The organism is Planctomonas sp. JC2975 (genome assembly GCF_012985205.1).
Taxonomy (GTDB): Bacteria; Actinomycetota; Actinomycetes; order Actinomycetales; family Microbacteriaceae; genus Humibacter.
The window spans coordinates 320670-338119 of record NZ_JABEKS010000002.1; the positions used below are offsets into that span (position 1 = coordinate 320670).

A 17450-nucleotide genomic window follows, 5' to 3' on the forward strand; every position below is an offset into this window, starting at 1 on the left:
CCCGGCCAACCTTAGGTAAGGCTGCCCTTATACTGAAATGGCCATGTACAGACCCGATCACTCCGCGCACACCGGCGCCACAGCGCACCGAGACGACCGTGTGCAGTTCGTCGTGACGGGCGACGAGACGTCGCTCGCCGAATTGCAGAGCGAGCTCGCACTCCTGCCGCTGTGCGCCAAGGGGAGGGTATTCGTCGAGGTGCCGGAGCCGGCGGATGTCTTCCCGCTGCAGGTGCCCATGCGCATGACCGTGACGTGGTTGCCGCGGTCCGTGCGCGGAGGGCGTACTGGCACAGGGGAGCGCTGCGCCCCCGGCCAGGCGCTGCGTCGCGCGGTTGGCGCATGGAGCGCGGAGATGCTCTGCGACGGGCCAGGCGACACCCAGGCGATCCTGACCGGGGACTACCGGGGCGTCAGCGGCGTCTACGAGGTGCTTGCCGGACGCGTGGGCATGACGCCCGAGAACATCACCGCACCCGAGCGCTTCGGGTTGCGAATCGAACCCTGACGCGCACCCGCCGGCCGACTGCCGCCGGCTGAGCTCATCGAAGCCGGGATCCCTGCGATCGTCGTTTCGACAACCTCGACCAGCGGGAGCGCTCCACCGGCCGGGTTGCTCGACCGGCCGGATCGCTCAACCAGCGGACTCGCTCGCCGCGCGGGTGTCGCCGATGCCGAGCAGCCGCCGAGTCGCGTCCCACAGGTCGCGCTCGAGCTGAGGGTCACGGGCCTGCGCATTCACCCGGCCGTTCGCCGTGAATCTGTCGAAATACGTGCCCGACGGCTCGCGGACCTCGGCCTCGCCGGCCAGTGCGATGAGCGGACCGGCGCCGCTTTCGGGCGAACGTCCGTACCTGCCGCCCGTGACGGCATTGCCGAAACGGATCAGCGGCGACTGCCCGCCGAAGCGCGTGACGATCGTGCCCGGATGGAACGAGTAGGCGCTCACTCCCGTACCGGTGAGGAGCTCGCCCAGCCTGCGCGCGAACAGGATCGTGGCGAGCTTCGACGTGCCGTACGCCTGCCATCCGCCGCGCCATGGACGCTGCTCCCAGTCGAGGTCGTCGAGGCGAAGGGATCCGAACATGTTCGCCATGCTGGCGGTGCTCACGACGCGGACGGGCGCATCCTTCGCGCTCTCGACGAGACGGTCGTGCAGCAGGTGCGTGAGCAGGAACGGCGCGAGGTGGTTCGTCTGGATGGTGCGTTCGTGTCCGTCGACCGTGACCTCGCGCGATCCGTAGAGACCGCCGGCGTTGTTGGCCAGCACATCGATGCGATCGAGCCGCTTCAAGAGTGCGGATGCCAGCTCCCGCACGTCGTCCAGTCGCTCGAAGTCCGCGAGCAGTGCTTCGCCGCCGATCCGATCCGCGACGGCTCGCGTGCGCTCCGCGTTGCGTCCGACGACCACGACGCGGTCGCCCTGGCGCGCGAGCACCCCAGCCGCGTACTCGCCGATCCCTGAGCTCGCGCCGGTGATCACGACCGTGCGCTTCGAACCGCTCGATCCGCCTGAACCGCTCATCGATATCCGCCCTTCTCGAGGCCTGCCTCGATCTCGAACCGATTGCGCAGCGGATCACGTCCCGCCACGAAGTACAGCACCGGGAACAGCATGCCGTATCGACGCCACTGGCGCTGGTGCACGGCCTCGTGTTCCAGCACGTCATCGGAGAGCGTGTCGTTCGTGAGGTAGCAACCGCCGACGAAGGAGCCGCCGCGACCGAACGTGCGCCGCGGCATCCCGCTGAACACCCACAGCCCGTGGCGCCTCTCCACCCGGCCCACGCTCCAGAAGAAGCCCCACGCGAAGCCGACGGCCGTTGCGTACCGGTAGCCGAGGTAGGACAGCGCCGAGTCCACCAGGAACTGGCGCGGGAGCGCCGCGAAGGCGGAGAGCGACGCCCGAGCTCCCTGCGTGAGCGAAGCGCGAGCGGTCCGTTGGCTCCGGGCTCGGAAACCGTTCGACTCGCTGCGCCCGCTCATCGGGCTACGGGTCGAAGTGAGCTCGCTCTTCCGGCCCGTGATGCTCATTCGGTGGGGCGCCCGTATGCCTCGAGGAGCCGCAGCCATACCTCGCTGAGCGTCGGATACGACGGCACCGCGTGCCACAGTCGGTCGATCGTCACCTCGCCGACGATCGCCACGGTCGCCGAGTGCAGCAGTTCGCCCACATCCAGGCCGACGAACGTGGCGCCGACGAGCACCCTGCGATCCTCGTCCACCACCATGCGTGCCCGGCCGACGTACTTGTCGCTGGCGATGGTGGCACCGGCGACCCACGAGATGTCGTAGTCCACCACACGAGTGCGGATGCCGGCCTTCTCGGCCTCTGCGGCGCTCAGCCCGACCGACGCCACCTCGGGATCGGTGAACGTCACCTGCGGCACCGATGCGTGGTCCGCTGTCGCGGCGTACGTGGACCACGGTGCCAGAGACAGCGTCTTGCCGTTCGCGCGCGCCGCGATCGCATCCCCTGCGATGCGGGCGTCGTATTTGCCCTGATGGGTCAGGAGGGCTCGGTGGGTGACGTCGCCGACGGCATACAGCCAGGCATCCTCTCCTGCGCCGTCGAGCACGCCGCCTTCGGCATCCGAGCCGGCAGGAGCGAGCACGCGGAGCGAATCGTCCGTCGGCAGCCAATCGCCTGGAGTGAGCCCGACGGTCTCGAGTCCGAGGTCGAGCGTGTTCGGCACGCGTCCGGTGCACACGAGCACCTCGCCGGCGGTGACGGACGATCCGTCGTCGAGCACGATGGTCACGGCATCCGTCTCGTCGTCGCGGGTGACACGCACGGGCGACACACCCGTGCGCACGACGGCGCCGAGGTCCCCCAGCGAGGTCAGCACCAACTCGCCGGCGAACGGCTCGTTCTTGCCGAGCAGACCGCTGCGGGCGATGACCGTCACCTCGACGCCGAACCCGGCGTACGCGGTCGCCATCTCCACCGCGACGACACCTCCGCCGATGATGGCGAGCGACGAGGGCACCTCGTGCACACTCGTCGCGTCACGGCTCGTCCACGGGTCCGCGTCGATCAGGCCAGGGACGTCGGGCAGCAGCGAGGCGGATCCGGTGCACACGGCTACCGCATGCCTCGCGGTGATGACCGTAACCTCGTCGTCCGCACCCGTCACCTCGATGCGCTTCGGACCTGTCAGCCGGGCATGGCCGCGCACCAGATCGATGTTCGCGCCGTTCAGCCACTCGACCTGGCCGTCGTCCTTCCAGTTGCTCGTCACCTTGTCGCGACGACGCAGCACGGCGGCGACGTCGAGGTCGCCGGTGACAGCCTGCTCGGCGCCGTCCACGTTGCGCGCAGCCCTCAGCAGCGCCGCACTGCGCAGCAGCGCCTTCGACGGCATGCAGGCCCAGTACGAGCACTCGCCTCCGACGAGCTCCGACTCCACAAGCACGGTCTTCATACCGCCCTGCACTGCGCGATCGGCCACGTTCTCGCCGACTGCGCCCCCTCCGATGACGATGACGTCGTATTCGATCTCGTTCACGCTCGCAGACTATCCGCGGTGTGTTGCCGGATGGGCCAGTGCGCCGGCGTCCCGGGTGTGCACCGGTGCACCGACCAGGGGATCGGTCCGGCGGCCTCGGCGCTCAGCTCGGCGCGCCGTCGTCGGGCATCCGCCGCGTCAGTGCGCCGAGGATGCGCAGGATGACGGTGAGGTCGTCGGACGCGGCATCCGGCGTGCGGGGGGCGAACTCGGTGATCGCAGCACCCGCCAGCTCGAATCGCCCACGCAGCGCGGTGATGGCGGCGACCACCTCTTCCGGCTGCAGCCCGAACGGCTCGGGGAACTGCACGCCCGACATCGCGCCAGGGTCGAGCACATCCAGATCGACGTGCACGTACACGGAGTCGGCGCCCGTTGCGACGACGGCATCCACGAGGGCGTCTGGTGTGTGCAGCTCCTCGATCGTGACGAGTCGGATACCCGCCTCATCCACGTAGGCCGCCTCGCCGTCGTCGAGTTCCCGCGTTCCGGCCAGCACGACGGAGTGCGGGGCGAGAACGGCGTCGCCGACCGATGCCAGCGGATCCGGGGCCTCGCCGAGCAGCGCCCGCAGCACCATTCCGTGGAACGCCGCGGATGGCGAAGACTCGGCGGTGTTGAGGTCGCCGTGCGCGTCGAACCAGACGAGTGCGACGGATCCGGAGGGTCGCCGCGACACAGCGTGCTGCACGCTCGCGAGGTCGGCGGCGCAATCGCCGCCGATCGTCACGATCAGGCCGTCGCCGATCGCAGACAGCTCCGTGAGAGCGGCGGCCGCCCTGTCCCGGATCATGGAGATCGACGACAGGCGATTGACCCCGGATCCGAGCGACTCGCCCGCCTCCATCGGCACGTCGACAGTGGTCGTGGCCGACGCCGGAAGGTCGCCGGCGACCGCGGCGGCCCCATCCATGAGCTGCATCGCGCGAGAGGAACTCGATCCCTGCCACTGCGGGACGATCAGAAATCGGGTCGGCATTGGAACAGACTACTTTTCCCGCGCGCTGGAGCTGAGAGCGGAGGCCATTTCTGGCCTCCGCCGCGACGCTCCCTCTTGCTCGGCCGGACGGCGGAACCACGCCGCCCGGAACCGGCTCGTGGGGCCCAGCGCCGACCGCCGTCTCGGCGGTCGGCACTCGGCACTTCTCCCGGCGCTCAGGGACCTCGCCGTTGCGCTTCGCGCTATTTGGTCGCGGAGGCCAGGGCCTTGCGCAGCTCCTCCGCCGTGAGGCGAGGGCCGTATGCGGGGGTGTCGCGCTGGATCCGCCAGCTCTCGCTCAGCGGTCCGCCGTCGACGGTGTCGAACCCGATCGCGTCGATGAAGGCGGCGACAGTCGCGTTGGCGGCTGCGTCGTCTCCGAAGATCGCGAGCGCGCGGCGGTCGGGAGTGCCTGCATCCTGCGCCTCATCGGTGATGGCCGAGGCGAAGATGTGGTTGAACGCCTTCACGACGTGCGCGTCCGGCAGATGCTGCTGCAGCTTCGCCGAGCTCGTCTCGCTCAGGTCGTCGAGCTCGGCGATGTGCCCGTCGCGTTCCCAGTAGTAGTTGTTCGTGTCGATCACGGCCTTGCCGTTCAAGGGCTCGACGGGAACCTTGTCGATGGCGAGGAACGGGATGGTCACCACGGCGATGTCCGCGGCGCCAGCTGCCTCGGCTGCCGTTGCCGGGCGGGCGTGGTCGCCCAGTTCCGCTACGAGGTCGGCGAGCGTCTCGGGTCCTCGCGAGTTGCTCACCACCACGTCATATCCGTGCGCGATCGCCTGGCGGGCGATCTGCGATCCGATGTGTCCTGCTCCGATGAGTCCGATGGTCGTCATGGCTCAGGTCAACCGGTCTCGGCCGGGAACGATTCCCGGATGTCGGATCGTTTCCTCGAAATCCTCACCGGCCGCTTCGGCGGTATCCGCTGCCGCCGTCGGTCGTGTGTGGAACCGGCGACGAGCGGATCAGTTCGTCACGCGGGAATCGTGGCGAGCATCCGCTCGAATGCTGCATCGAGGTCGGGGTTGAAGCGCTGCTGCTCGGGGTGGGCGTCGTACCACTCGACGATCTCCTGGGCGCCGCGGTCGAACGTGACCGTCGTCGCGAACTCGGGCACCAGCGCCTTGACCTTGCTGTTGTCGAAGACCATCGAGTGCGCCTTGTCACCGACCAGGCCGGGGCCGAGGTCGGGAGCGATGCGTGCGATCGTCTCGGATGCCACGTGCGCCAGCACCGGCTCGACTCCTGCGGCCTGGCCGAGCCACGTATAGATCTGGTCCCAGGTCGGCGCGTGATCGCCGGTGATGTGGAACGTGTCGCCGACGGCGAGCGGATTGCCCATGAGCCCGTCGAACGCGACGGCGAAGTCGGTGTTGTGCGTGATGGTCCACAGGCTCGTGCCGTCGCCGTGCACGACAACCGGCTTGCCGGCGCGCATGCGAGCGATGTCGGTCCAGTGGCCGGAGGTCGGGATGGAGGTGCGGTCGTAGGTGTGCGACGGACGGATGATCGTCGCGGGGAACGCGTCGTCGCGGTACGCGCGCACCAGGAGGTCCTCGCACGCGATCTTGTCTTGCGAGTATGTCCAGAACGGGTTGCGCAGCGGCGTGGATTCGGTGACCGGGATGCGCGCCGGCGGCGTCTGATAAGCGCTCGCCGAGCTGATGAACACGTACTGCCCCGTTCGGCCCGCGAACCGGGCGACATCCGCCGCGACGTGCTCGGGAGTGAACGCCATGAACTGGGCGACGGTGTCGAACTCGCGCGAGCCGAGCACGGCGTCCACGGCGGATGCATCGCGAACGTCTGCCTCCAGCTCCTCGACTCCCTCGGGCAGCGGGCGGGTCTGCGACTGTCCGCGGTTCAGCACGGTGACGGATGCGCCGCGCGAGACCGCGCGCGCCACGCACGCCGAGCTGATGGTGCCGGTGCCGCCGATGAAAAGGATCGTCTTCGAAGCCATGCTCCGATCCTGGCATCGACGCCCCGTGCGCGTTGGCGCCATCGGACGTGACGCGCCCCCTCGGGCGTATCGACGAGGCCGACGACGGGCAGCATGTTGCCGACTCAGCCGGTCGTTCGCGGAAACACGTCGCCCTGTCGGCAACATACGGCCCCGACGACGAAGACGAGTCGGTGGGAGCCCCTACCGTGGACGAGTGACTTTCGACGACCCGTACGGATCCGACGTTCTCGCTGGCAACTGGCGCGCCAGAGGACTGGTGCAGCCGAAGACGCTCGAAGCGGAGAACGACCTCGTCGTCGAACTCGCCGACTCCGGTTACACCGGCGCGATCGTCGGCATCGAGAACCGGCTCGTGCAGCTCGAGGACCGCAACGGCAGGGTGCGCGCGTTCCCGCTCGGTGGCGGATTCCTGGTGGACGGGAAGCCGGTGGTGCTCGTGCCGCCGACGAAAGCGGGACCGCGAGGGCGGGTGCGCACCGCATCCGGTTCGTTCCACGTCGCGGATGCGCCGGCCCGCGTCGCGCGCGCCAGCCGCATCTTCGTTGAGGGCCGGCACGACGCCGAGCTCGTCGAGAAGGTGTGGGGCGACGACCTGCGGCTGGAGGGCGTCGTCGTCGAGTACCTGGGCGGCATCGACGACCTCGCCGAGATCCTGCGCGACACGAAGCCCGGGCCGGGGAAGCGCATCGGCGTGCTCGTCGACCACCTGGTTCCGGGGTCCAAGGAGACGAGGATCGCGGATGCCGTTGCCCGCGGCCCGCACGGATCCAGCGTGAAGATCGTCGGGCATCCGTACATCGACGTCTGGGCAGCGGTGAAGCCGGAGCGTGTCCGGCTGAAGGCGTGGCCGCAGATCCCGCGCAACGTGGAGTGGAAGAAGGGCATCTGCGCGGCGCTCGGATGGCCGCACGATGACCAGGCGGACATCGCGCGGGCGTGGCAGCGCATCCTGTCGACGGTGACGACGTACCGCGACCTGGAACCCTCCTTCCTCGGTCGCGTCGAAGAGCTGATCGACTTCGTCACCAGCGATTGAGGGAGCGGACCGGAAGCTCGCTTCCAGTCCGCACGTGATCGAGCGTGTCGAGCTCGAAATGCGAACACCGGCAGACTGCGTCGAGCGGTGAACGCGAACACGAGCGATGGGCGCCGGGAGCGCACGCCTTCGTATCATGAGCGCATGGGGCCGGTCGCGTCCGACGGCCGCATCGGAGACTCCGTGCGTGTCGTCGTACCCTCGCATGTCCTTCCCTCTGGGATGGCCATGGCGGGCTTCCGCGCCCAGCGCAGCATCGGCGACCTCCAGGTGGTGCCGTACCCAGCGGTGACCCTGTTCCTCGACCTCGGCGACGCGCCTGTGCACGTCGACGACGGCGACGGCCGCACGCTCAGCGGCAGCGTGGCGATCGGGCTGGCACCGAAGTCGTTGCGCGGGCACGGCAGCGATGTCGAGTGCCTTCAGGTGCGGCTGTCACCGCTTCTGGCGCACGCGATCGGCATGCCGTCCGAGTTCGGCTCCGCCGCTGCCGTGACGGATGTCTGGGGCCGCCCCGCCGCGCGCCTGGAGAGCCGGCTGCGACACGCGTCCTCCTGGGAGCAGCGGTTCGCCCTGGTCGCCGAGGCGGTGGCGTCTCTGGCGTCCGGGTCCGGCGCTCGGGATCCGGAAGTCGCTCAGGCGTGGCGTCGGCTCGTGGTCTCGCACGGATCGGCGCGGGTCGAGGCGCTGGCGGCCGAGGTCGGCTGGAGCCGCAAGCGGTTGTGGTCGAGGTTCAGGGCGCAGACGGGACTGACCCCGAAAGGCGCCGGCCGACTCATCCGCTTCGATCGGGCCGTGCACCGCCTGGCACGCGGCAGCGCACCGGGAACCGTGGCGGCAGAGGTCGGTTACGCCGACCAGTCCCACCTGAGCCGGGAGGTCGCGGACTTCACCGGCTCGACGCCCTCCGCGATCGCCACGGCGCCCTGGCTGGACGTCGACGACGTGGCCTGGCGCAATCCCGGATACACCGCCGTGTGATCTCGCCTTAGGCGGCGAGGAACCGGCGGGAACATTCGTCCAAGACATCCGCTCCGCCGATGGACGACGCTGACGGCATGACTGAACACGAAACCGCTGAGGCGGCCCGCCGGCTCGGAGTGGCCGCCCGACCGGGCTCGGACCCCCACCCTGCGTCCATCTCGTCGGACTCGATAGAGGGTGCCGTCGCCGGCGACGGCGACGGGCGCGAGCTGTTCCTCTCGCTCGCCGCCGGCGAGCTCCACGTCGTGGTCGCCGGGCCTCAGGACGCACCGGCGCTCGTGCTGATCCACGGAACGGCCTCGGATGTGCACGTCTGGGATCCGATCGTGCCCTCGCTGACCGCCGAATTCCGTGTCATCCGGGTCGACCTGCTCGGGCACGGACGCTCGACGCCCTCGACGGACGGATACGGGATCCTCGCGCAGGCCAGACGCATCGGCGAGGCGCTCGACCGGCTCGATGCCGGCAGGGTGAGCGTTGTCGCGCACTCGATGGGATGCCTCGTAGCGACCGCACTGGCCGAGGCGCGCCCGGATCTGGTCTGCGCTGTCGGGCTGATCGACGGCGGACCCGACCTCGAGGCCGCAGCCCCTGACGGTCCGGCGTTCACTGTGCTGCTCGCACCGGGGATCGGACGATTCGTGTGGGCGCTGCGCACAGAGGGGATGGTGCGGGCCGCGGCGGCCAGCGCCGTCACGCGTGACGTCGAGCTCCCGAACGAGATGGTGCGGGCCGCCATCCAGATGACGTATCCGGCGTTCGTCGGTACGGATCGCGCCGCGCGGGACTACCTGGAAGAACGCGACCTGCCGTCGAGGCTCGTGCCGCTCGGTCTGCCGCTTCTCGTCCTCTTCGGTGACGCGGACAAGCGCTGGAGCCCGTCGGCGGCCTCCGCCTATCTCGCGGTACCCGGCGCGAGGCTCGAGCTGCTGCCGGGTGTCGGGCACACGCCGATGCTGGAGGACACGGCGGAGACGGTCCGTCTGCTCCGGCGCTTCCTGTCCCAGGTCGCCGCGAAGGGCGACCGGGCGGCGAACTGAGTCGCCGCGGCCCAGGGCGCCACTGTCCTCCCCGCGCACGTGAGGACGGAGGAACGCGGGCATGCGGCGTGCTGGATAGGCTCCGGTGCTGCGGCATCCGTTCCCGATCCAGGTGCTGCTTCACCGCGGCGGGCATCGTCCTCGACGCGGACGTACCGGCGGGCCTGGCGCTCGGCGAGCATGGCATCGGTCGAGTCAGGGGAGTGGTCGTCGTGCGCATCGCCATCATCGGAGCAGGAGGAGTCGGCGGATACTTCGGGGCCCAATTGGCGGCGAACGGGGAGGACGTCGTCTTCGTGGCACGCGGAGCGCACGGTGCGGCCATCAGGGAGCACGGACTGGTCGTGACGAGCGACGTCCACCCGCAGCATCTCGAGAACGTGACGGTCGTCGAGCACCCGGAAGACATCGGGGAGGCCGACCTCGTCGTGGTCGCCGTCAAGCTCTGGGACACAGACGACGTGGCGAAGCGGCTCGTCCCGCTCATCGCCGCCGGCGCCTCGATCGTCTCGTTGCAGAACGGCGTGCTGAAGGACGACGTGCTCCGACGTCACGTGTCGGCCGCCGGAGTGTTCGGAGGCGCCTGCTACATCTCGGCTTTCATCGAACGCCCTGGCGTGATCGCCCATCACGGCGCGATGCAGCGCATCGTCGTCGGCGAGTACGACCACAGCAGGTCGGCCCGCGTGGTGGACTTCGTCGAGCGCTGCAAGGCCGCCGGCATCGACGCCGACGTCAGCGACGACATCGAGCGCGTGCTGTGGGAGAAGTACGTCTTCCTGGTCGGGATGTCGGCCCTCACCTCGGCGACGCGCCTCCCGATCGGGCCTATCCGGTCGAACCCGCTGGCCAGACGACTCCTCGGCGAGGTGATGGGCGAAGTGCTCGAGGTAGGTCGTGCGCGCGGTGTCGACCTGGATCCCGGGCTCGTGGACGAGCGCCTCGCGTTCGTCGACACCGTCGCGCCGACGATGACGGCATCGATGGCGAACGATCTCGCCGAGGGCAGGCGCCTCGAACTGCCGTGGCTGAGCGGGGGAGTCGTCGACCTCGCGGATCAGCTCGGAGTGGACGCTCCCGTGAACCGCACGATCGCCGGGCTCCTTGCGCCGTTCGTGGACGGTCAGCCGGCCTAGGTGTCCGAGCGGCTCACCTCGGTTCGGCTCACCTCTGGTCGGCTGACCTCGGATCGGACTGATCCTCCCGACCCTCCAGTGCCAGGTATTGATGCGCGAACGCCACAGCCATTCCGCCCTCGCCGACCCCTGCGGCGACGCGCTTGACGGATCCGGATCGCACGTCGCCGATGGCGAAGACGCCCGGCGCGCTCGTCTCGAGCGCGAATGGACGCCGATCCGCCGTCCATTGCGGCGTGTCCGCCGCGTCGGCACCCGTGAGGATGAAGCCGTGGTCGTCTCTGGCGATCTTCTCGGGAAGCCAGCCGGTGACGGCATCCGCTCCGATCATCACGAAGACCACGGAGAACGGATCGCTGGTCGTGCTGCCGTCGTCCTTGTCGAGCACGTCGACGGATTCGAGGGTCGAGTCACCGTGCAGCCCCACGACCTCGCTGTGCGTGCGCACTCGGATGCCGTCGTTCGCCGCGATCTGATCGATCAGGTAGCGCGACATGCTCGCCTCCAGCGAGTCTCCGCGCACCAGGATCGTGACCGATCGGGCGAACCGGGAGAAGAAGATGGCAGCCTGGCCGGCCGAGTTGCCCGCACCGACGATGCAGATGTCGGCGCCCTGCGCGAGTCCCGAATCACTGCGTGCGGCACCGTAGTAGACACCCGTGCCGAGATACCGGCCGACAGATGCCAGCGGCAGCGTCCGCCACTGCACCCCGGTTGCCAGCACGATGACACGTGCACGGAGCAGGTCCCCGCCGTCGAGCACGACCTCGTGTCGATCCGGACGCACGTCGATGACGGATCGCGTCACGACGATCTCGGCACCGAGCCGCTTCGCTTGCTTCAGTGCCCGGCTGGCGAGGTCGTCGCCGGAGATGCCGAACGGGAATCCGGTGTAGTTCTCGATTCTGGTGGAGGTGCCGGCCTGTCCGCCCGGCGCGAGTGCTTCGATGACGACGCTGTTCAGTCCTTCGGCAGCGCCGTTGACGGCGGCGGTGAGCCCTGACGGGCCGGCGCCGAGAACGATGAGGTCGTAGGCGCCACGTGCCGGCTGCACGTCGAGCCCGACGGCTCCGGCGAGGTCGCGCGCGCTCGGCGCCTCGATGCGGCGTCCGCCCGCGAGTTCGACGACCGGGTACCGTCGCCCGGGCTCCGGCTCGACGGAGACCACGTCGAAGGCGACCTGGTTGCGGGTGAGGAATCCCGCGATGTCGTGGGTTGCGGCATCCTGGCGAGGCCCGTAGACGTGCACCTCGATGTCCGGTTGCTCCGACGCCCAGTGCTGCAGGTCGTCGAGATAGCTTCGTGCGAGGGCGGCGACCTTCGCCGGGATGCTCGGTGCCATGCCGCCGAGCGTGTAGAACGCGGTCGGATCCAGCTTGATGATGCGTGCGGTGCCCGCCGCGCGGCCGCTGGCAGGGAACGGCGTGCTCAGCGTCATCGGCACCTCGCCGAAGAACTGGCCCGGCGTGCGCGTGCCGATCACGATCTCGTCGCCGTTCACGAGCTTGGTGATCTCGGCGCCGCCCTCGACGACGACGAAAAAGGCGCGGTCATCGCCCTCGTGCGCGAAGTATTCGCCTGGCAGGAGGCGGATGTCCTCGACCGCGCGCGAGAGATACTCCAGCGGCTCGATGGGCAGCGGTTCGAACACCGGTATGCCGCGCAGCTCCTCGACGGTGATCACGACGCGCTCCTCAGCGGCTCGCACGGCGCGATCGGGCCGCCGCGATCATTCAGAAGTGAGGATTCATCGAACTCTGCGGACATCCGGTGACGGTACCAGGAGTACATCGGACTGGGCAGTGCCCAGTCCGGGGACACGGCCCGAATCAGCACGGTCGGGGGCCGCGATTCGCAGATTTCCTCCTTCGTGATGATGTTCTCGGCCCGAGCCCGCTGCCAGCCTGGCGCGGGATGACGGCCGCTTCCCCTGGAGTGCTCCCGGCGGCGATCGCGGTGCGCGTGCGTCCCATCGATGCGATCCGGTACTGACAGCGATCTGGGCAGTACCCCTGCCGACAGGAAGTACTCCGCAACCTCGTGCGATGGCTGCATTGCCGGTCAGCGAATCGAAACGAACGATGGAGGTGTCCCGTCATCAGGCGGGCATGCCGGAACGGGAGAGTCGGGGGTGAGGCATGACGACGGACGCGGCGGCCGGCGTACGCCGGGTCGGGTTCCTTGGAACGGGACTCATGGGAGAACCCATGGCACGGAATCTGCTCGCGGCAGGCGTCCCGCTGGCCGTCTGGAACAGGTCCCGGGCGCCTCTGGATCGACTCGTCGCCGACGGCGCGCATCCGGCACGGACGGTGGCCGACCTCTTCGCCTCGTGCGACGTCGTCCTCATGATGCTCTCGACCGGTGCGGTCATCGATGAGGTGCTGTCCCACGGCACGGAGGAATTCGGCCGCCTGGTCAGGCGCAAGACGCTGGTCTACATGGGAACGGTTTCGCCCGCTTACTCCGCCGACTTGGAACGGAGCGTGCGTGAGGCCGGCGGCCGTTATGTCGAGGCGCCCGTTTCCGGCTCTGCGGAGCCTGCTCGGAACAGGGAGCTGGTCGGCATGCTCGCGGGAGAACCCAGTGCCGTCGACAGCGTGCGTCCCCTCGTCGATCTGATGTGCGTCTCATCGACCGTGTGCGGGCTCGTTCCCGCTGCGCTCACCATGAAGCTCGCCGTCAACGTCTTCCTCATCTCGGTGGTCACCGGTCTCGCCGAGGCGTTCCGATTCGCGGAGGCCAACGGCCTGGACCCGAACCAGCTGAGGTCCATCGTCGACGCCGGCCAGATGTCATCGCCGATCTCGCGAGTCAAGACCGCGAAGCTCGTCAGCGGGGACCTGTCTCCGCAGGCATCCATCTCCGACGTGCTGAAGAACTGCGAACTGGTGGAAGCTTCCGCCATGAGCGCCGGAGTGCCGGTGGATCTCGTCAGCACGAGTCGTTCGCTCTTCGAGTCGGCTGCGGCCCGCGGTGACGGCAGACTCGACATGGTCGCCGTGCTCGGCGGACTGGGTGATCGACGCTGACGCGGCTCGACGTGTCAATCGGTAACAGTGCCCCCAGAAGGATTCGAACCTTCGGCCTTCTGCTCCGGAGGCAGACGCTCTATCCCCTGAGCTATGGGGGCTCAGTGCCCGTCAAGGCTAGCATCCGATCGGCCGTGCATTTCAATCGGCGGCCGACCGCTCCGTCGGGGTCGACGGGAGAAGGAACGTATGCCGTCAGCTCGGCAGATTCGCGAGCACACCGGCGATCACGGGGCTGGCGTCGCCCGGTTCGGTGAAGTCCTTCGACGACGCGACGACCCAGTATTTGCCGGTGAACGCCTGCGCGACGCCGGATCCGTGGTCGACGCTGAAGTACCCCATCACCTTCGGCGGCACCCCGTACGTCGGCACGACGTTGCTGTGCGTGATGGCGTCGTTCTTGAGGCTGGTGAAGTCGCCTGAGGCGGGCTGCGCGATCGACACCGCAACGATGCCGCCGCTCGACGCGTTCGCGTAGCCGCACGCGACACCGGCGTACGAGACCGCTTTGGCGGCATCGGATCCCTTGTCAGGCTGGTAGCCGGACGCCGGGACGAGCGGCGGAACCATCGCGGCGAGCTGGGCGGTCGTGAGCACCTGATCGCACGTCAGCGTCACAGGCGTCGGTTTGGCGGTAGGGCTGGCCGACGCCTTCGGGGTCGTGGACGGCGCATCCGACGCCTTCGCTCCTGCAGACTGCGACGCGGATGCCGCGGGCGACGACGAAGCCTGGCATCCGGTAAGCAGGAGTGCGGATGCCGCAACGAGCGTCACTGCGGCGGCACTGCCGGACAGCGAACGACTCGGACGGCGAAGACGAGGTATGCGCATGGGAAGACTTCCGAGAGCGGTGGGGGTCGCGTGCCGACGGTGGGGGTCGCGTGCGGACGAGGATACCAAGACCGGGTGAGGCCTCGGCATCCGCTCGCGGGATCGGGCGTCCAGGTGCTGCCCGATAGACTTGGCGGTCGTGAATCCCGATCAGCTCGCCGACCAGTTGTACGCCATCATCACGCGCGTGGTGGACGCTCGACGTGCGAAGCAGGGATCGGCCGAGACGGCGCCGGTGCTCGAGCGTTCGGACATCCGGCTGGAGCGTCCGAAGAACCGGGACCACGGCGACTGGGCGTCGAACGCGGCCATGCGGCTGGCGAAGCCGCTCGGCGTGAACCCGCGCGACCTTGCGCAGGAGATCGCGCTGGAGAGCGAGCGTCTCGACGGCGTGGCATCAGCAGAGGTGGCAGGACCCGGCTTCATCAACTTCCGACTCGACGCGGCTGCCGCAGGCGCCCTCGCGAAGACGATCGTCGACGCGGGCGAGGCCTATGGCCAGAACGTCACGCAGGCCGGACGCACGATCAACCTCGAGTTCGTCTCCGCGAACCCGACGGGTCCGCTGCACATTGCGCACACCAGGTGGGCGGCGCTCGGCGACTCGATCGCCCGCGTGCTCAAGGCGTCGGGTGCCGAGGTCGCCAGCGAGTACTACATCAACGATGCCGGTGCCCAGATGGACAAGTTCGGCGCCTCGGTGCTCGCCGCAGCCAAGGGCGAGCCGACGCCAGAGGGCGGCTACCCGGGTCAATACATCGCCGATCTGGGGGCAGCGGTGCTGGAGCGCGAACCCGACCTGCTGTCCTTGTCCGATGAGGATGCGCTCACTCGCGCGCGAGAGATCGCCTACCACCTGCAGTTGACCGAGATCCGTCAGGAGTTGAAGGATTTCAACGTCGAATTCGACGTGTACTTCAGCGAGCGGACCCTGCACCAGACGAATGCGGATACCGGGACGAGCCTCGTCGACGACGCGGTGGAGCGTCTCCGCAAGCAGGGCCACGTGTTCGATGCCGATGATGCCGTGTGGGTGCGCACCACTGATTTCGGCGATGACAAAGACCGAGTCATCCGCCGGGGCAACGGTGTCTACACGTACTTCGCCGCTGATGCCGCCTATTACCTGAGTAAGTCCGACCGTGGCTTCCAACACAAGATCTACCTGCTGGGCGCCGACCACCACGGCTATGTGAACCGCCTTCGCGCGCTCGCCGGTGCCGCGGGCGATGATCCCGATCGCGACATCGAGGTGCTCATCGGGCAGATCGTGAGCGTTAACGGAGCCCGGCTATCGAAGCGCGCTGGCAACGTCATCGAGCTCGCCGACCTGCAGAAGTGGCTCGGCACGGACGCGCTCCGCTACTCGCTCGGCCGTTCGCCCGCGGACTCGCCGCTTGCGCTCGACCCAGAGGTCCTGCGCAGCCACTCGAACGACAATCCGGTGTACTACGTGCAGTACGCCCACGCGCGCACCCGCTCAGTTGCGCGCAACGCTGAGGTGGCCGGGATCACGCGCAGCGCCTTCGCGCCGGAGCTGCTGACGCACGAGACCGAGGCGGCACTGCTGGGCGCACTGCAGGAGTTCCCGCGCATCGTGGCGTTGGCGGCGGACCTGCGCGAGCCGCACCGCGTCGCCCGCTACATCGAGGAGGTGGCAGGGCTGTACCACAAGTGGTACGACAACTGCCGGGTCATTCCGCTCGGCGAGGAGCCGATCACCGACCTTCACCGCACTCGGCTCTGGCTGAACGATGCGACAGGCCAGGTCATCCGCAACGGACTCGGACTCCTCGGGGTCTCGGCGCCGGAGCGCATGTAGCGAAACCACACGGTTGCCGGTCTCGACCGGCGTACGGCACCGAGACGTGAACGGGGGACCATGTCGACGCAGGACCAGCCGACCGAGCCGCTTCGGGCATCCGACGAAGGGGCGACCAACCCGTACGCGGAGGGGACCGCCGCGGGGAGTGGTTCGGGCGGCACGAAACCGCCATCGGGTGCTGCACGTCGCCGTCGCGGGCTGCGGCCGTGGATCTGGGCCGTTGGCGCGGTCGTCGTCGTGGTCGGGCTGTACTTCGCAGCGGATGCCGTTGTGCGGCAGATCGCGCAGAACACGGTCCGCGATCAGATCGAGAAGCAGCTGCCCGCCGACGTCACCGTGAAGAACCTCGACGTGACGATCCACGGATTCTCCGTCATCGCGCAGCTCATCGGCGGATCGCTCGACAAGGTCGACCTGCACTCGAGCGACGTCCAGGTGGACGGCAACCGCCTGAGCGGCACGATCGTGGCCCACGGCATCCCGCTGGATTCGACGAAGCCCGTTCATCGCATCGACGGCTCGATGACGATCGGACAGGCCGCCGTCAACGGCCTCGTCGACCTCCCGAACGACACGACCGTCACGTTGGACCACAACGAAGTCGGCCTGAAGGGAACCGGGCAGATCCTCGGCATCGACGTGGGCTACACGGCGAGCGTGAGCCCGGCGCTGAAGGATGCCAAGACCATCGTGCTCACCCCGCTGAACGTCAGCGTCACCGCGGGCGGCGGCTCCCTCGATGTCACGCGCTTCGCGAAGGACCTGCTGCCGTCGACCATCTCGATCTGCGTCGCACAGTACCTGCCGGATGGCGTCGACGCCACGGGACTCGCCATCTCGAAGGCCGAGGCTCACGTCTCAGTGGGCGCCGACGACATCGTCCTCGACGAGAAAAACCTGCAGACCAAGGGCTCCTGCACCTGACCCCATCCCCGAGGGTGCCCGATATTCCTTGCGAGGGTGCTCGTTAGTCCTCTCGATGGTGCCGGTTTGTGCACCCGCGAGTGCATGTCAGTATCCGCGCGAGTGCAACGCCGTAGGTCCGGGTCGCACTTTCGCGGGTGAGGCGGCGACCGACACTGAAGTATGACGGCGCCGCTTTCGGGAGC

At 68.7% G+C, this 17450-nt stretch carries 16 protein-coding genes and 1 tRNA gene; 8 read left to right on the forward strand and 9 right to left on the reverse strand.

Annotation, left to right across the window (positions count from 1 at the left end; all coding sequences use genetic code 11):
• The first annotated feature begins 43 nt into the window (after nt 1-43).
• Nucleotides 44-508: an SIP domain-containing protein gene (locus tag HII28_RS14875; protein WP_170026490.1), complete on the forward strand. Its 465-nt coding sequence runs from the start codon at nt 44-46 to the stop codon at nt 506-508.
• 126 nt (nt 509-634) lie between these two features.
• On the opposite strand, the gene HII28_RS14880 is transcribed toward HII28_RS14875, so the two are convergent.
• The 6 genes from HII28_RS14880 to HII28_RS14905 all read right to left on the reverse strand — a co-directional run bounded on the left by HII28_RS14880 (nt 635) and on the right by HII28_RS14905 (nt 6454).
• Complete coding sequence (locus HII28_RS14880) at nt 635-1525, reverse strand: SDR family NAD(P)-dependent oxidoreductase (RefSeq protein WP_170026492.1); 891 nt, start codon at nt 1523-1525, stop codon at nt 635-637.
• On the reverse strand, nt 1522-1986 hold the full coding sequence (locus tag HII28_RS14885) for a Fe-S oxidoreductase (RefSeq protein WP_240978049.1): 465 nt from the start codon (nt 1984-1986) through the stop codon (nt 1522-1524). The genes HII28_RS14880 and HII28_RS14885 overlap by 4 nt, the downstream gene beginning before the upstream one ends.
• Before the next feature lie 44 nt (nt 1987-2030).
• Nucleotides 2031-3509, reverse strand: a complete 1479-nt coding sequence (locus HII28_RS14890) for an NAD(P)/FAD-dependent oxidoreductase (protein WP_170026494.1) — start codon at nt 3507-3509, stop codon at nt 2031-2033.
• A 103-nt stretch (nt 3510-3612) separates the two neighbouring features.
• Nucleotides 3613-4488: an arginase family protein gene (locus HII28_RS14895; protein ID WP_170026496.1), complete on the reverse strand. Its 876-nt coding sequence runs from the start codon at nt 4486-4488 to the stop codon at nt 3613-3615.
• 203 nt (nt 4489-4691) lie between these two features.
• Entirely contained in the window at nt 4692-5327 is a 636-nt protein-coding gene (locus HII28_RS14900; RefSeq protein ID WP_170026498.1) for an NAD(P)-binding domain-containing protein, read from the reverse strand.
• Nucleotides 5328-5464: 137 nt separating this feature from the next.
• Nucleotides 5465-6454 (reverse strand): SDR family oxidoreductase, encoded by a 990-nt coding sequence (locus tag HII28_RS14905; RefSeq protein WP_170026500.1) that lies wholly within the window; start codon nt 6452-6454, stop codon nt 5465-5467.
• A 196-nt stretch (nt 6455-6650) separates the two neighbouring features.
• Between HII28_RS14905 and HII28_RS14910 the strand changes: the two genes are divergently transcribed.
• The 4 genes from HII28_RS14910 to HII28_RS14925 all read left to right on the forward strand — a co-directional run bounded on the left by HII28_RS14910 (nt 6651) and on the right by HII28_RS14925 (nt 10653).
• On the forward strand, nt 6651-7493 hold the full coding sequence (locus HII28_RS14910) for a DUF3097 domain-containing protein (protein ID WP_346769353.1): 843 nt from the start codon (nt 6651-6653) through the stop codon (nt 7491-7493).
• Nucleotides 7494-7637: 144 nt separating this feature from the next.
• Complete coding sequence (locus HII28_RS14915; protein WP_205864953.1) at nt 7638-8474, forward strand: AraC family transcriptional regulator; 837 nt, start codon at nt 7638-7640, stop codon at nt 8472-8474.
• Between the two features lie 77 nt (nt 8475-8551).
• Complete coding sequence (locus HII28_RS14920; RefSeq protein ID WP_170026503.1) at nt 8552-9517, forward strand: alpha/beta fold hydrolase; 966 nt, start codon at nt 8552-8554, stop codon at nt 9515-9517.
• A 203-nt stretch (nt 9518-9720) separates the two neighbouring features.
• A complete protein-coding gene (locus tag HII28_RS14925) occupies nt 9721-10653 on the forward strand; it encodes a ketopantoate reductase family protein (protein ID WP_205864954.1) in 933 nt (310 codons plus the stop codon).
• Nucleotides 10654-10681: 28 nt separating this feature from the next.
• Here the strand turns inward: HII28_RS14925 and HII28_RS14930 are convergent, their stop codons facing one another.
• Nucleotides 10682-12337 (reverse strand): FAD-dependent oxidoreductase, encoded by a 1656-nt coding sequence (locus tag HII28_RS14930; RefSeq protein WP_170026505.1) that lies wholly within the window; start codon nt 12335-12337, stop codon nt 10682-10684.
• 454 nt (nt 12338-12791) lie between these two features.
• Between HII28_RS14930 and HII28_RS14935 the strand changes: the two genes are divergently transcribed.
• Nucleotides 12792-13685, forward strand: a complete 894-nt coding sequence (locus HII28_RS14935) for an NAD(P)-dependent oxidoreductase (protein ID WP_170026507.1) — start codon at nt 12792-12794, stop codon at nt 13683-13685.
• A 28-nt stretch (nt 13686-13713) separates the two neighbouring features.
• Here HII28_RS14935 and HII28_RS14940 read toward each other — a convergent pair.
• Nucleotides 13714-13786 (reverse strand) — tRNA-Arg (locus tag HII28_RS14940).
• 94 nt (nt 13787-13880) lie between these two features.
• On the reverse strand, nt 13881-14516 hold the full coding sequence (locus HII28_RS14945; RefSeq protein ID WP_170026509.1) for an iron ABC transporter ATP-binding protein: 636 nt from the start codon (nt 14514-14516) through the stop codon (nt 13881-13883).
• Between the two features lie 139 nt (nt 14517-14655).
• On the opposite strand from HII28_RS14945, the gene argS reads away from it, so the two are divergent.
• Complete coding sequence (gene argS / locus HII28_RS14950) at nt 14656-16338, forward strand: arginine--tRNA ligase (RefSeq protein WP_170026511.1); 1683 nt, start codon at nt 14656-14658, stop codon at nt 16336-16338.
• 60 nt (nt 16339-16398) lie between these two features.
• Nucleotides 16399-17265 carry a DUF2993 domain-containing protein gene (locus tag HII28_RS14955; protein WP_170026513.1) on the forward strand — a complete coding sequence of 289 codons (867 nt, stop codon included), beginning with the start codon at nt 16399-16401 and terminating at the stop codon, nt 17263-17265.
• Nucleotides 17266-17450: the final 185 nt, after the last annotated feature.